Raw genomic sequence first — 14,373 nt, forward strand, 5'->3', positions numbered from 1 at the left:
CCCCGTGACAACCCCCACGCTCGCGGGGGCTCGCGTGGACTCGGTCATTCGGCACCCACCACCGCGAGGATCGTGAGGAGGGCCCCGACGACGACGAAGTAGACGCCCATGTCGAACATGAGCGCGCTCGCCACCTCGAGTTCCTCGTAGAGCGGGACGTGCTCGAGGAACACGACCCCCTGGGTGAGGAAGGGGAACCCGAGCAGTATCGAGCCGAGGCCACCCACCACAGCGATGGCGAGGCCGACGGTGAACGCTCGGGAGTAGGCCGCGGTCGGCCCCCGGAGGATGGCGATGGGGAAGCCGTCGGGGTGCCGGACGAGCGAGTCACCCACGCTGTCGATGCCGTAGATGACGTACAGCAGCGCGAACGCCGTCGCGGTCAGCACGCCCGCGATGAAGCCGCCACCCGGGAGGTTGTGTCCCTGCAACAGCAGGGCGACCGAGACGAGGACGATTATCGGGACGACCGTCCGGGTGACGGTCCGGGCGATGACGGTGGTGTCGCGCTCAGTCATCGCTGGCACCCCCGTTGTGTGCGCTGGCGGGCGCGTCGACCTCGCCCGCGGCCGTCTCGCTGTCGGGGCGGTCCTGTCCCCGCCCGCGCCCGCGCATGGCGACGAGGACGAGCACCGAGAGGGCGGCCATCGCCACGACGGAGATCTCGCCGAGCGTGTCGAACGCCCGGAAGTCGACGAGGATGACGTTCACCACGTTCCCTCCACCGCCGGCGTCGAAGAAGAACGGGCCGTGTTCGGCCGGGACCGGGGCGGTCTCGAGGAAGTAGCGGTAGATGGGGTCGTCCGGGCTGGCGCCGGTGGCGAGGAGGACGGTGAAGAACACCGCGACGCCGACGGTGCCCGCGACGAGGACGTCCTGGATCCCCTCGCGGCGCCCGATGTCGCCGTAGTACGCGGGCAGGCGGTCGAGGACGAGCAGGAAGATGACGAGCAACAGCGTCTCGATGACGAGCTGTGTCAGCGCGAGGTCGGGCGCGCTCGCGAGCACGTAGAAGACGGCGACCATGAACCCGAGGATGGAGAGGGTGAGCACGCCCGCGACGTGCGAGGGAGCGCCGACGACGGCGAACGCGCCGACGACGGCGACGAGGAGGACGAAGACGATGGGGAGTGCGACGTTGATGCCCTCGAAGGCGGGGAGCGCCGCGCCGGTGGCGACGTAGCCCGCGAGAGCGAGGCCCGCCACGGAGAGGAGGTAGGCCTGTGCGTAGGTGCGGAACAGGCCGGTCTGGACGTAGCGGTCGACGAGCGCACCGCCGCGCCCGAACGCGGCGACGGTCCGGTCGTAGTACCAGTCGGGGCTCGTGACCGGCACGGCCATCGCGCGGAGGACGGCGCCGTGGAGCAGGTCGTACTGGGTGTAGGCGGCCGCGCCGAGCACGATGGTCAGGAGACTCATCCCGAGGTACGGCGTCGGGTCGAGGAGTTTGACCAGCGAGAGTTCGAGCGCGTGTGCCTCGACGCCGGGCGGGAGCGCCGACTCGAAGGCGGACTGGACGATGGCGTCGATGGCCAACTGCGGGACGAGGCCGACGGCGAGTGCGATGGCCGCGAGGAGCGCGGGCGGGGCGAGCATCGCGACCGGGGGTCGGTGGACGTGCCCGAGCGCGTCGGGCTTCTCGCCGAAGAACAGCGAGAGGAACTTCATCGAGTAGAGGAAGGTGAACACGCTGCCGAAGACGGCGACGGCGGGGTAGAGCCAGAAGATGCCACCCTCGGCCTCGGCGACGTAGTAGGCCGTCTCGAACAGGAGTTCCTTCGACCAGAAGCCGTTGAACGGCGGGACGCCGGCCATCCCGAGCGCGGCGATGGCGGTGATGCCGGCGACGATGGGCATCTCCTCGCGTAATCCGCCGAGTTCGTCGATCATCCGCGTGCCGGCCTCGTGGGCGATGATGCCGGCGACGAGGAACAGCGTGGCCTTGAAGATGGCGTGGTTGAAGATGTGGAAGGCGCCGGTCTCGGCGCCGAGTTCGACGCCCGCCGCGCCGCCGAAGCCGAAGCCGGCGACGATGAGCGAGAGGTGCGACGCCGTCGAGTACGCGAGCAGTTCCTTGATGTCGGTCGCGCCGACGGCGAGGATGGCGGTGACGGTCATGGAGAACAACCCGAGCGTGGCGAAGACGAGCATCCAGTCCGGCGTCGGGAGTTCGGGCAGGAACAGCGGCCGGACCCGGCCGACGAGGTAGACGCCGGCCTTGACCATCGTCGCGCTGTGGAGGAACGCCGAGACGGGCGTGGGTGCGGCCATCGCGTTCGGGAGCCAGCCGTGGAACGGGACCTGTGCGGACTTGGTGATGGCGCCCATCCCCACCAGCAACATCGTCGGGACGAACAGGCCGGAGGCGGTCAGGGCTTCGCGCATCAGGTCGGCGTTGCCGATCATCGACTCCAGCATCACGGTCTCGCCGGTGAGGGTCACGGCCTCACCGCCGACGAGGGTGAAGGTGCGGCCGATCTCCGTACCGCCCGCGACGAACGCGAGCAGGAGGAACCCGACGAGCATGAACAGGCCGCCGGCGACGGTGATGAGCATCGACTTGCGGGCCGCATAGCCCGACTCCGGGTCGCGCTGGTGGTGGCCGATGAGCAGGAACGAGGTGACGGAGGTGAACTCCCAGAACATGAACAGGGCGACGAGGTCGGCCGCCAGCGCGACGCCCACCATCGACCCCATGAACGCGAGCAGCGTGGCGTAGTACTTCAGCAGTCCCTCCTCGCCGTGCATGTAGCCGGCGGAGTAGGTGAAGACGAGCACGCCGACGCCGCTGGCGAGGAAGGCGATGAGGAACGCGAGGCCGTCGAGGTAGAACGTGAGCGAGACGCCGAGTTCGGGGATCCACGGGACGTGGACGGCCCCCTCGACGCCGGCGACGAACTGGCTGGCGAGCAGGCCGAACGTGCCCAGCGCGACGGCCGCCGCGTAGTAGGCGGTCCGCTCGCCGAGGAGACGGTAGACGAGTGGCGTCAGCGCCGCCCCGACGAAGGGCAGCGCCAGCGCTCCGAGCACGACGAGGGGACTCGGTTGCACGGGCTATCCGACCCACGGGCGCGACTTAGGTGTTCTCAAAGCCGGTCGCCAACCCGCCGCCCAGGCTACCGTGTGAGTCCGTGCGCGCGAGGTGCCGAGCCGGTGTCGCGACCCCCTCCGACGCACCCCCATATAAACCCGCACCCTGAGGTGAGTGTGTAACAACCCATTTAGCCGGCCTCGACGGGGGTGAGCGGACCGGTGACCGACCGTTCGGCGTTCGAGAGGGTCGAACCCGGCACAGAGCGGCGATTCGGACATTCTGTACGCGCTCTGAAATCGCGTGAGAAAGTCTCAGAGACCGTTTTCGGACCTTAATGTAGACTTAGCACTGGCGTGGGGCGTCTGACGTTTGGTGAACTCCCCTCAACCTTTATGTGCTCGTCAGTGTACGTCGGAATTACGCGACCCGGGCAGAAGACGGCGGGCACCGGCGCGCTGGGCTGGCCTCAACCTCCCCGTGCGCCAGTACGGGTACCACTGTGGTGCGCGGTGTCATAATCCTGCCGGCCACGGAGCCCAACGGGCGCGGAAGGAAAACAATGGATATCAAGAACATCTTCACGGACGAGGACGCGGTGTCGCCGGTCATCGGCGTCATCCTGATGGTGGCCATCACCGTCATCCTCGCCGCCGTGATCGGCACATTCGTGCTCGGACTCGGTGACCAGGTACAGAACAACGCGCCGCAGGCGACTTTCAGCTTCGACTACAATAACTTCGATGGGTCAGATGGTAGTGTCGTCGTAACCCACGACGGCGGTGATACGTTCAACAGCGAAAACACGCAGTCGCTGACGGTGAACGCTGATGGAAGTGAAATTGGTGACTTCAATGTCGCTACCAACGACATATCGGCCGGCGACTCCGCAACCACGAGTGCTATTAGTGGCGGCACAGAGGTCCGCGTAATCTGGACCTCCGCCAACGGCGGTAACACTGCAACCGTCGCCTCTGGTACCACCCCGAGCTAAACAATGGATATCAAGAACATCTTCACGGACGAGGACGCGGTGTCGCCGGTCATCGGCGTCATCCTGATGGTCGCCATCACGGTGATTCTGGCGGCCGTTATCGGCACATTCGTGCTCGGTCTGGGTGACCAAGTGCAGAACAATGCGCCGCAGGCAACCTTCAGCTTCGATTACACCGAGGACGGATCCACCGCTGACTCCTACGAAGTCGTGGCTACCCACGACGGTGGCGACACGTTCACCAACGAGAACACGAACAGCCTTGTCGTTCAGGGGACGGACGATAGTTCGGCCACCATCAGCGAGGCCTTCGGGCTTTCCGGTGGCGTGAGCGCTGGCGATAGCGCTACGCTAAACGGCGCGGGTGACGGCACCGACGTCCGCATCATCTGGACCTCGGCCAACGGCGGCAACACCGCGACCGTCGCGTCCGGAACCGTCCCGAGCTAAATAGAGCCACTCTCGGCTCGTTTCTTCCGTTTATCACCCGCCGAGTGACGACTCCCCGTGCAGAAGTCACGATGCCTTTATCAGATGACTGACCAACGCTAATCCAATGCAAGCCGGTCGGCTCGCCGCGACACTCACCGTCGCCGTGGTCCTCGTCACGTCCCTCCTCTCCGGTCCGCTCGTCGGTGCGGCGGACCTCTCGCCCGCACCAGAGGTAGACGACTCGTTCGGCCCCGGACAGGGGTCGATGAACGTCACTGTCCACTCGGTGCCCGACGAAGCCAGACTCGTCCAGTCGGACTTCGGCGCAGGTGCGTACTTCCTCCGGCTGGACTCGGCCGACGTGACCCTCTCGAACGTGGTCGGCCAGCCAATCCTCGTCTACAAGCTCCGCGTCTCCGGACTCGTCTTCGTCAGTTCGCGCAACACCTTCGTCACGGAGGCCGACGAGGGACGGATGACCGTCCCCTTCGCCGAGGACACCGTCCAGCGCGAGCGGGTGAACGAGAGCGTGGAGGAGTACCCCGCCGAGATCGTCGTCGGTGTCCTCGCCAACGACGAGGAGCGAGTCGTCCACCGGACGAACGTCACCGTCGAGGTGAAGCGATGAGCACGCCGTCGCTCGACAGCGAGCAGTACGAGAGCACCCGCGAAGAGGTGACGGCGACGCTCAAGTCCGTGGGCCGAAGCCTGTTCGGCGACCGACTCGGGCTCACGCTGTTCCTCGCCAGTGTCCTCCTGTTCGCACTCTGGTGGGCCACCGCCGTCCGAATCAACGACAACTACACCATCGCCAACACGCTCGTCGCACTCCTCGACGGCCAGCTCCACCTCGAGAGCGCCCCCTACTTCCAGCACTTCTACGGCCCGGAGGACCGCTTCAACACGCCCGGGATGCACCTCGTCGACGGGAAGCTCTACGGCCGGAACTACGGCCAGCTGTTCTTCGCGCTCCCGTTCGCCGCCGCGTTCCGTGGCATCTTCACCGTCTTCGACCCGCGGCTCGCCGTCGCGGGGCTGTGGAGTCTCGGCCTGCTCGCGCTCGCCTACACGGTCGGCACGCAGGTCGAGCGCCCCGACCTGTTCACCGTCGCTGGCTCGGTGCTCGCACTGGCCGCGTTCGGACTGAACGTCGCACTGGCCACGGACCTCGACCCGACGAACGCGGCGCTGATGGGTCTCCAGCTCTCGACGATGGTCGCCGCGGCGTTCGTGGGCGTACTGGGCTACCGACTGGTCGCCGAACTCTACGACCGACGACTCGGGCTCGCCGCGGGCGTCACGCTCGTCCTCGCCTCGCCCGTCGCGTACTGGGCCGACCTCCCCAAGCGCCACACCGTGACCGCGCTGTTCGTGATGTGCGCGCTCTACACGCTGTATCGGTCGCGAACGGCCGACTCCGACACCGAGGCGTTCCGTTTCCGCGCGCTGAGTTACGTCTGGCCGGGGTTGATGGCGTGGACGCACGCACCCGAGGGGGCGCTGCTCCTCTTCGCCGTCGGCGTGGCGGACTTCGGGACGCGTGGACTCCGTGGCCTCGACGTGCGGCAGACCGCGATGCTCGGTGGCGTCGTGCTCTGCTCGCTGGTGCCGTTCCTCCTCACGAACTACGCCATCTCCGGCAATCCGGTGCTCCCGCCGCGATTCCTCCCGGACTACGGCCCGGCCGTCTCGTCGCTGGTGGGGACGAGCGCCGACGGCGCGGGCGGGGCTGGTGGGGCCGCCGCGGGCAACGCCGCGGCCACCGCCGCGGCGAGCAACGGCCCCGGTCTCTTCAGCATCGCACGCAGTGCCGCCTTCCGCGTCGCCGAGGGGTTGCTCCGGCCTCTCACCGACCCGACGTCCGTCTACCAGACGTTCGTCCGGAGCGGCTACATCGACGGCGTGAGCGTCAACAACGGCGCGCAGGCCATCGACCTCTCCGTGCTGGAGAGCATGCCGCTGCTCGGCGCGTTCGTCGCCGCCCCCGTCGTCGTGGGCCGGTACGTGCGGCGTTCGGGCACCAGTCTCCGCGCGTCCCTCGACCGACCCGTCGCCGTCCTCGACGTGTTCGCGCTCGTCTACACGCTCGGGATGCTCGCGCTCTACCTCCCGAGCCTCCCCATCCACGCACAGGTCACCGTCCGCTACCTCCACCCCATCTACGTCCTCGGGCTCTACGCCGTCGTCCGGTTGCCGGCGGTCCGCCGAATCGTCGCCGAGCGTGGCCGTCTCCTGACGTGGACGTTCCTCGCGAGCGTGTTCGTCGGTGGGCAGTTACTGCTCGCGGGCCTCGTCCTCGTCGACGCGAGCGTCGGCGAGTCCGCGCAGGCCCACGCGCTGTTGAACCTCGCGACGGCCGGGCTGGTCGCCGCTGTCGTCCTCGGTCTGACGGTGCTGGACAGCGACGACCCGCGGGCACTCGCGGCGGGGGCGATCTCGCTCGGGCTCGCCGCGGCGGCGACGGCAGCGTTCGTCCTCCTCTCGCGGCTGTATCACGTCACGAGCGGCGAGTTCCTGTTGCCGCTGGTGCCAGTGTTCTGACCATCCCGTCCCGTTCCATCAGGCTTTAGCACCGGCCACCCGCACCGGCGACATGGACCAACTCGTCGAGTCGCTGCGGAACACGCCCGTCATCCAGAAGGGAGAGTACCACTACTTCGTCCACCCCATCAGCGACGGGGTGCCGATGCTCGAGCCCTCGCTCCTGCGCGAGGTCGTCATCAAGATCATCCGGAAGGCCGACCTCGAGGACGTCGACAAGATCGTCACGCCACAGGCGATGGGCATCCACATCTCGACGGCCGTCTCGCTGATGACCGACATCCCGCTCGTCGTCATCCGCAAGCGCCAGTACGGGCTGGAGGGCGAGGTGGCGCTCTCGCAGGTCACCGGCTACTCGGAGTCCGAGATGTACGTCAACGACGTGAAGCCGGGCGACCGCGTGCTCGTCCTCGACGACGTGCTCTCGACCGGCGGCACCCTGAAGGCCATCACCGGCGCGCTCGACGAGGTCGGTGCCGAGGTCGTCGACGTCGTCGCCGTCATCAAGAAGGAGGGCGGCGAGAACGAACTCGAAGGGACCGACTACGAGGCCAAGACGCTCGTCAACATCCGCATGGACGGCGACGAAGTCGTCATCGTCGACGAGCAGGGCGACGGCTAGTCCGTCTCCCGACCGGGACTGGCACAGGCCAATGGCAGGCTGATACGTCCGCCGCGCGTCCGGTGGACCGATGGTGTCGTTCCTCCTCGTCTACGCGACCGGTGAAGGACAGACCACGAAAGTCGCGACGCGCATCGCCGACGCGCTCGCCGAGCGCGGCCACGAGACCACGACGGTCGAACTCGGCGGCGGGGGCGGGGCCGACGTCGACGTCGAGGCCCACGACGCGGTGCTCGTCGGTGCCTCCATCCACATGGGCAAGCACCAGAAGGCCGTCCGGCGGTTCGTCGAGTCACACCGGGAGGCGCTCGCCGGGAGACCGACGGCGTTCTTCCAGGTCTCGCTCTCCTCGGCCACCGACGAGGGCGCTGCCGAGGCCGCCGAGTACGCCGAGGAGCTGTTCGAGCGGACCGACTGGCACCCCGACCGCATCGGGCTCTTCGGCGGCGCCCTGCGCTTCTCCGAGTACGGCCTCCTCACCCGGTTCATGATGAAACGCATCGTGAAGGAGAACATGCCAGACGTGGACACCGGGACTGACACGGAGTTCACCGACTGGGCGGACGTGGACGCGTTCGCCAACGACGTCGCCGCGTTCGTCGAAGGCAGACTGGGTGTGGTGCCGCCGCGAGCCGACTGACCGAGTCCCGGCGGCGACCGCTCCTCGCGTCGACGGACACTCAGCAAACGCCGGACACAGCAGCCAGAGACCGCCACGGCGACGTTTCCAGTTTCGAGTCGGTGAATCGAAGTCCTGCAGCACCGAATCGGACACACAGAATCCGAGTTGAAACGGCTCGAGAGGCACAGAGAGTCCCTCTCCAGTCCGCTCCGACCACTGACACCCACAATATCTCCCGGAGTATCACTATCGTGAATGGCCGTGTCCGAGTGTCTCAGGCTCGCCAGCGCGTCGAAACGGAGCCCACGGGAGCTATCGATATCCGAGGGGGGTCACCGACCGTGCTCGTGCGTCAGGGAGTCGACGTCGCCCACCGAGACATGAAAGGGACGTTGACAGCCACGAGGTGTCCCCAGACGACCGGATTCGTACACTGCAAATCCGCGAGACAGGCCGCCCCGCATCGTTCACCCACCGCTCGGCACGGTGTCTCTCTCGGGGATTCAACTCGGTGTTCGAGGCTGGAGGCGACTGTAGACGGTTTATCTCGGCCGGAGCCGCTCTCGTTCGCCTGGAGCCGTGTGTCCACAGCCATCGTCCGAGCCTTTCGTTCACGTCTCCTCGCGGCTCATCGTGCGAATTCGTGGGGACACTCGGCTCTGCCGCCCGAATCCGAGTGTTCGTATCACCGGTGAGAACCACGGTTCAGCAACGAGCGTCCCAGCTCCAGAGCGGGAGATAGATATCGGTGGTCGGCTACGCAGCCGACTCATCGGCGGACTCCTCCTCGGACCCGACTGGGTAGGGGTGGAACGCCCCATTCGGATTCACCGTCCCCGATTTCAGGGCACACCGACGGGTGCCCGTCCGTGACGACGACTGTTGGCCGCCACGGACCGCTCGCATCGCGACGTTCTTCGCGGCGTTGTAATCCGCATTCGCACTCGCGCCGCACTCCAGACACCGGAACGTCGCTCTATCCCTCCGGTTGGACTGGTCGCAGTACCCACACTCGGCACACGTTCGTGAGGTTCCTCGCGGTGCGACGAAGACCACCTCGATTCCCTCGCTTTCGGCCTTGTACTCGACGAACCGGGCCAGCGCCGCGTACGCCCAGTAGTGCGAGAACTCGGCTCGGGAGACCAGACACTGGATGCTGGAGAGGTTCTCCAGCGCGATGATCGAACAGTCGTAGCGAGAAGCCTCGTCCACGATCGCCCGAGACACCTCGTGCAACCGATTCCGGATGTACCGGCGTTCCCGGCTCCCGAGACGCTCGACGATTAGGTGCGCAGCACGACTCCCGACCCGTTCGAGTGAACGCCGACGCTTCGCGTGCTCGCGACAGACGTGTGCCAATTCACGGCCCGAGAAGAACCGCGCCGTGCTCGTCACCGCGATATTCTCGACACCGAGGTCGACTCCGAGAACCGCTCCGTTCCCGGCAGTCTCCACCGTGCTCAGCGGCCGACGGAACCCGAGGTGGAGTCTGAGCTCTTCATCACGGAGTGACAGGGTACTCTCCGTCAGCGACCACGCCTCGTCCTCGAGGAACTGGTGCTGATACCCCTCCCCATCGCTCGGCAAGCACAGGTCACACCGGACTCGACCCTCGACCGTCGCGAGCGAGACCGTCCCGTCGTCGAACAGCGAGAGACACCGCGCATCGTACGTCAGCGTTGGCGCGCGGAAGCGTGGCTTGCTCGTCGGGAGCCCCTTCTCACGGCGATCCGCACACGTCTTCAGCGCGGACGCGACCTGTTTCGTCACGAGAATCGCGTGTTGACTGCCCAGGTCAGTCTGCTCTCGAATGGCGTCGTACGCCATCGACTGGATCGTCCGCGCATCGGTCGTGTGTGGCCACGCACACTCGGTCGCCAGTCGGCACGCCTCGTGCCAATCCGAGAGCGTCCGCTCCAGCAGCGCTCGGGCTTCCTCGCTCGCGCGCAGGCGCTTCACCGCCGTTCGGTACTCGTAGTCGGCCACGAGGCCTCGTGGCGCGTGCTGGTATTTGAACTCTCGCCGGAGCGGTCAAGATATCTAATTTGGGCCGAAACGTCACAGAGCAGGCTTTAGAGAGTTTGTTTCGGCAAAAGTAGCGGGAAGAAGATTTGAACTTCTGATCTCCGGGTTATGAGCCCGGCGGAATCTCCTGGCTATCCCATCCCGCTACCTCTTCGTAATCCGACGCGCCGTTTAAGGGTTGTGATGCGGTTCCCGTCCGGGAGTTCTCCCCGTGTCAGTTCGTCTCGTGGACGCGCCAGGTGACGAGCGACTCGGTGACGTAGTTGACGAGCATCCCGAGCCCGATGCCACAGAGCGAGGCCACCAGCAGCCAGAGGTCGACGCCGAACGCCGAGAGGTCGACGAACAGCGCCCGGTAGACGAACGAGAACACCACCAGCTGGACGGCGATGCCGGCGACGCGGACGAGGTTGGAGGTGAGCAGTCGTCGGAGTCGGCTCGTCCCCCCGCCGTCGGCGCTCCGGAACGTCCAGTTGTCGTTCAGCAGGAACATCACGACGATGGCCGTCTCGATACCGAGTGCCTTCGCCACCTCCGGGGCGAGGTGGGGGACGCCGAGGAAGCCCGCGAGTGTGGCGGCCAGCCCGAGTTCGGAGCTGAGCAGGAGGACGGCGTTGTCGCAGACGGCGCCGACGACGCCGACGGAGGCGAACTGGCCGAAGCGGACGACCGAGAGGAGCGACCGGAGCTGGTCGCCGATGGACTGGGTGCTCATCTCACTCGCGCTCCACGAGTGCCGTCTCCTCTCGCGCCCGCGTCGCCGGCGGCGGGGAGCGGTCACCGATGCGTTTCGCCCGGTGGCGGACGACGAACAGCGCCCGACCCATGTCGAGCGTCGTCCGCACGGGGTCGACAGTCGATTCGGGGGCGTCCTCCCACTCGATGGGGACCTCCCTGATGTCGAGGTCGAGCGCACCCGCCACCGCGAGCAGTTCGACGTCCCACGCGAACCCCGGCTCGTAGAGGTGCGGTCTGACCCGCTCCCACGCGGCCGTCGTGATGGCCTTGGCGCCACACTGGTAGTCGTAGAGCTTCGCCGCCAGCAGCCGGCGGGCGGTCCACGCGAAGGCGTCGCCGAGCCGCCGGCGAGCGAACGTCTGGTGGCTCAACACGCGTGCCTCGGGGTGACGACGGGAGCCGGCCGCGACGTCGGCGCCGTCGAACACCGCCTCGACGACGTGGGCGGCGTACTCCGCGGCGGTGCTACCGTCGGCGTCGACGAACAGGAGGTACTCCACGTCCGGCGCCAGCGCCTCGAAACCGGCGGTGATAGCGGCACCCTTGCCCCGGCGCTCGGGGGAGACGGACACCTCCGCGGGGAGGGACTCGAGCGCGTCGACCACGTCCGGGTCGGGGGCGTCGACCTCGATCCGGATGGTGGCGGGCGCCAACCGCTCGTCCAGCCCACGGACGTACGTCGAGAGCAACTCGACGTCCGGCTCGTAGGCCGGGACCACCACACCCAAGCTACCACTCATTGCTCACCTACACCGTGCGCCGGGAGAAAAGCCGTTCGCCTCGGCGAACGCGTTAGGGTAAGATTAGTCAATACTTCTGAGAGAAAACGGATACGGCGAACCGGTCGGACACTCGGCAGTCGGCGGGCGGACGCCGTCGGGCGGCAGACGCCAGGTGACGGCCACGAGAGAGGTCACAAGGGATATAGGGACCCGCTCCCGTCTTCGCGGTAATGGAGTACGGCCTCGTCGTCGTCTGGGCCGCGACGTACCTCGCGCTCGCACTCGCCGCCCTCCCGCTGTGTGGCGCACTGTTCCCTCGCTTCCCCGACCGTGGCGCCGCCTTCGCCCTGCCCGTCGCCCTCGCCGTCCTCGGCGTCGTGGGCTACCTCGTCGGTCACCTCGCCTTCGGGTGGCCCGCACTCGTCGCCGGGCTCGTCGTCCTCGTGGCCGGGTCGTACCTCGTCGGCGAGCGTGCCGACGCCGACCTCGACTACCGCGCGTTCGCCGAGTCGAGCGCCGTCTTCGTCCTCGCGTTCGTCCTCCTCGTCGCGGTGCGTGCCGTCGACCCTGCCGTCCACCCCATCGGCGGCGAGAAGTTCCTCGACTACGGCCTGCTGCGATCGCTCCTGCGGGCGCCGGTCCTCCCGCCCGAGGACATGTGGTTCGCCGGCGAGCCGGTGAAGTACTACTACGGCGGACACCTGATCACGGCGCTGCTGACCGATCTCACGTTCACCGCGCCGCGCTACGCCTACAACCTCGCGCTGGCGGGGTTCTACGCCACCGTCGTCACCGCCGCCTACGGGCTCGCCGGAGCCATCGCCGACGACTATGGCGTCTCGAACCGGCTGGCCGCCGGCCTCGGCGCGTTCTTCGTCGCGCTCGGAGCGAACCTCTACACCGCCGCTCAGACGCTCCTCTGGCTGCTCCCCGAGGGGCTCGCCGGGACCGTCGCGGGCGCCGTAGGCCTCCCGCAGTCGGCGCTCGCGTGGCGCCCCACCGAGTTCTCCTACTGGTCGGCGAGTCGCGTGATGTCCTCCGAGCCCGCGAATCCCGACGCCTTCGCGCTCATCACGGAGTTCCCCATCTTCGCGTGGCTCAACGGCGACCTCCACGCACACATGACGAGCACGGGGTTCCTCCTGCTCGTCGCGGCCATCTGTCTCGCCTACTGGCGGACCCCCGCCGAGGCGCTCATGCGCCGGCGACTGCTCGTCTTCGGCGCGGTGCCGCCGCTGGCGGGCCTCGTCGCGGTCGTCAACACCTGGTCGTTCCCGACGGTGCTGGGCGTGACGTGGCTCACGCTCGCGTTCGCACCCGCCACGCCGCTGTCGCTGTTGCCCCCACGGCTCGCCGACCTGGTGCCCGAGCCGGCCCGGGCGGACGGGAGCGGTGACTCCAGAGCGGACGGCGGGGTCGCGCTCACCGGCCGCCAGCTCCTCCGCGAGGAGCTCACCCGGACCGGCGGGGCGCTCGTCCTCGCCGCCGGCCTCGCCCTGCTGGGTCTGCTCTGGTCGCTCCCCTTCTGGCTCGGGACCGCCTCCGGCCGCTCCGTGGGCGTCGTCCCGGGCGTCAACCGGAGCGCGCTCGGCGGCCTCCTCCTCGTCCACGGTGGCTTCCTCCTCGTGTTCGTCCCCTACGTCGCCCGCCGCGGACTCGTGGCGGTCTCCCAGCCGTACCTCACGCTCGCGACCGTCGTGCTGTTCTCGCTGGCGGCGTGGTCGTTCGGCTTCGCCGGCCTCGCGCTGTTCGCCCCCCTGCTCGTCACCGGCTGGTATCTGCTGCGGACCCGGACCGACGCCGGCTTCGAGACGCTCCTGATGATCGGCGGACTTGGCATCGTCCTGCTCGTCGAGTTCCTCTACGTCGTCGAGGAGGCCGGCCCGGGTCGCCTCAACACCGTCTTCAAGACCTACGCACAGGTGTGGATGCTCTGGTCGGTCGCGGCGGGCGTGATGCTCGCGCGCCTCACCGCGGTCGGCCGTGACTCGCTCCCCGCGTTCGTCGGCCCGGACCGTTCGTGGCGCGTCGCGGGCGCCGTCCTCGCGGTGGTCCTCGTCTTCTCGACGGGCCTGTACGCCGGCTTCGCGCTCCCGCAGCACTTCGAGCGCGGCAGCGCCACCGCCAACGAGGTGGGCCCCACTCTCGACGCGGTCACGTTCGTCGGTATCCAGCACCCGCGCGAGGCCGAGGCCATCGGCTGGGTCGACTCGCTCTCCGGGACGCCCACCATCGTCACCGCCGCCCCCGGTGGCTACCGGTGGGACCCCTCGACCGGGAGAGGGGCGTCGGCTCCCGCCTCGCTGACCGGGGTGCCGACCGTCGCCGGGTGGTACCACGAGCGGGGCTACCGCGGCGGCGAGGTGTTCGCCGCGCGCGTCGACGACGTCGAGACCATCTACACCGGGTCGGAGGCCGAGCAGGCCGCCCTGCTCGCCGAGTACGACGTCCAGTACGTCTACGTCGGCCCGGCCGAGCGCAACCGCTACGGCTCCATCACCGTCACGGACAACGCGGGCGTCACGGTGGCCGAGTCGTTCGACGCGGTGACCATCTACCGCGTCGACCAGTCGGCGCTGGCGGGCTGAGGCGGACCGAGACCGGCACAGGGGCCCGCCGGGAGCCGACGGGGAGTAGAAACCTTCT

Annotated in this window: 12 protein-coding genes and 1 tRNA gene; 7 read left to right on the forward strand and 6 right to left on the reverse strand. The window is 68.0% G+C overall.

The features are described from left to right. Window positions 1–44: 44 nt before the first annotated feature. A complete protein-coding gene (locus N0B31_RS10005) occupies window positions 45–518 on the reverse strand; it encodes an MnhB domain-containing protein (RefSeq protein WP_260643722.1) in 474 nt (157 codons plus the stop codon). Continuing rightward, window positions 511–3,051, reverse strand: coding sequence for a hydrogen gas-evolving membrane-bound hydrogenase subunit E (gene mbhE / locus N0B31_RS10010; RefSeq protein WP_260643723.1), 2,541 nt, complete (start codon window positions 3,049–3,051; stop codon window positions 511–513). Before mbhE ends, N0B31_RS10005 begins: the two co-directional genes overlap by 8 nt. 542 nt (window positions 3,052–3,593) lie before the next feature. Between mbhE and N0B31_RS10015 the strand changes: the two genes are divergently transcribed. The 6 genes from N0B31_RS10015 to N0B31_RS10040 all read left to right on the forward strand — a co-directional run bounded on the left by N0B31_RS10015 (window position 3,594) and on the right by N0B31_RS10040 (window position 8,260). Next, window positions 3,594–4,025 (forward strand): type IV pilin domain-containing protein, encoded by a 432-nt coding sequence (locus N0B31_RS10015; RefSeq protein ID WP_260643724.1) that lies wholly within the window; start codon window positions 3,594–3,596, stop codon window positions 4,023–4,025. 3 nt (window positions 4,026–4,028) lie between these two features. Continuing rightward, window positions 4,029–4,475 carry a type IV pilin domain-containing protein gene (locus N0B31_RS10020; protein ID WP_260643725.1) on the forward strand — a complete coding sequence of 149 codons (447 nt, stop codon included), beginning with the start codon at window positions 4,029–4,031 and terminating at the stop codon, window positions 4,473–4,475. 106 nt (window positions 4,476–4,581) lie between these two features. Then, the gene (locus tag N0B31_RS10025) at window positions 4,582–5,085 is read left to right on the forward strand and encodes a hypothetical protein (RefSeq protein WP_260643726.1); all 504 of its coding nucleotides are present in this window, start codon (window positions 4,582–4,584) and stop codon (window positions 5,083–5,085) included. Next, complete coding sequence (locus N0B31_RS10030; RefSeq protein ID WP_260643727.1) at window positions 5,082–6,998, forward strand: hypothetical protein; 1,917 nt, start codon at window positions 5,082–5,084, stop codon at window positions 6,996–6,998. Before N0B31_RS10025 ends, N0B31_RS10030 begins: the two co-directional genes overlap by 4 nt. Window positions 6,999–7,050: 52 nt before the next feature. Next, window positions 7,051–7,620 (forward strand): hypoxanthine/guanine phosphoribosyltransferase, encoded by a 570-nt coding sequence (gene hpt, locus N0B31_RS10035; RefSeq protein ID WP_260643728.1) that lies wholly within the window; start codon window positions 7,051–7,053, stop codon window positions 7,618–7,620. A 70-nt stretch (window positions 7,621–7,690) separates the two neighbouring features. Beyond that, window positions 7,691–8,260 carry a flavodoxin domain-containing protein gene (locus tag N0B31_RS10040; protein WP_260643729.1) on the forward strand — a complete coding sequence of 190 codons (570 nt, stop codon included), beginning with the start codon at window positions 7,691–7,693 and terminating at the stop codon, window positions 8,258–8,260. Between the two features lie 738 nt (window positions 8,261–8,998). Here the strand turns inward: N0B31_RS10040 and N0B31_RS10045 are convergent. The 4 genes from N0B31_RS10045 to N0B31_RS10060 all read right to left on the reverse strand — a co-directional run bounded on the left by N0B31_RS10045 (window position 8,999) and on the right by N0B31_RS10060 (window position 11,745). Next, window positions 8,999–10,228: an RNA-guided endonuclease InsQ/TnpB family protein gene (locus tag N0B31_RS10045; protein WP_260643730.1), complete on the reverse strand. Its 1,230-nt coding sequence runs from the start codon at window positions 10,226–10,228 to the stop codon at window positions 8,999–9,001. A gap of 110 nt (window positions 10,229–10,338) precedes the next feature. Continuing rightward, window positions 10,339–10,413, reverse strand: a tRNA-Met gene (locus N0B31_RS10050). Between the two features lie 68 nt (window positions 10,414–10,481). Next, window positions 10,482–10,982, reverse strand: coding sequence for a GtrA family protein (locus N0B31_RS10055; protein WP_260643731.1), 501 nt, complete (start codon window positions 10,980–10,982; stop codon window positions 10,482–10,484). Between the two features lies 1 nt (window position 10,983). Then, window positions 10,984–11,745 (reverse strand): glycosyltransferase, encoded by a 762-nt coding sequence (locus N0B31_RS10060; protein WP_260643732.1) that lies wholly within the window; start codon window positions 11,743–11,745, stop codon window positions 10,984–10,986. 212 nt (window positions 11,746–11,957) lie between these two features. On the opposite strand from N0B31_RS10060, the gene N0B31_RS10065 reads away from it, so the two are divergent. Next, a complete protein-coding gene (locus N0B31_RS10065) occupies window positions 11,958–14,315 on the forward strand; it encodes a DUF2298 domain-containing protein (protein WP_260643733.1) in 2,358 nt (785 codons plus the stop codon). The last annotated feature ends 58 nt before the right edge of the window (window positions 14,316–14,373 follow it).

The sequence above is a fragment of the Salinirubellus salinus genome (assembly GCF_025231485.1).
Lineage (GTDB): Archaea > Halobacteriota > Halobacteria > Halobacteriales > Haloarculaceae > Salinirubellus > Salinirubellus salinus.

Bases quoted from the DNA above. Each gene is read 5' to 3' on its own strand.
- N0B31_RS10015 (WP_260643724.1), top strand. From the start codon at position 3,594: ATGGATATCAAGAACATCTTCACGGACGAGGACGCGGTGTCGCCGGTC.
- N0B31_RS10025 (WP_260643726.1), top strand. From the start codon at position 4,582: ATGCAAGCCGGTCGGCTCGCCGCGACACTCACCGTCGCCGTGGTCCTC.
- hpt (WP_260643728.1), top strand. From the start codon at position 7,051: ATGGACCAACTCGTCGAGTCGCTGCGGAACACGCCCGTCATCCAGAAG.
- N0B31_RS10040 (WP_260643729.1), top strand. From the start codon at position 7,691: ATGGTGTCGTTCCTCCTCGTCTACGCGACCGGTGAAGGACAGACCACG.
- N0B31_RS10055 (WP_260643731.1), bottom strand. From the start codon at position 10,982: ATGAGCACCCAGTCCATCGGCGACCAGCTCCGGTCGCTCCTCTCGGTC.
- N0B31_RS10065 (WP_260643733.1), top strand. From the start codon at position 11,958: ATGGAGTACGGCCTCGTCGTCGTCTGGGCCGCGACGTACCTCGCGCTC.
- N0B31_RS10030 (WP_260643727.1), top strand. From the start codon at position 5,082: ATGAGCACGCCGTCGCTCGACAGCGAGCAGTACGAGAGCACCCGCGAA.
- N0B31_RS10005 (WP_260643722.1), bottom strand. From the start codon at position 518: ATGACTGAGCGCGACACCACCGTCATCGCCCGGACCGTCACCCGGACG.
- N0B31_RS10020 (WP_260643725.1), top strand. From the start codon at position 4,029: ATGGATATCAAGAACATCTTCACGGACGAGGACGCGGTGTCGCCGGTC.
- N0B31_RS10060 (WP_260643732.1), bottom strand. From the start codon at position 11,745: ATGAGTGGTAGCTTGGGTGTGGTGGTCCCGGCCTACGAGCCGGACGTC.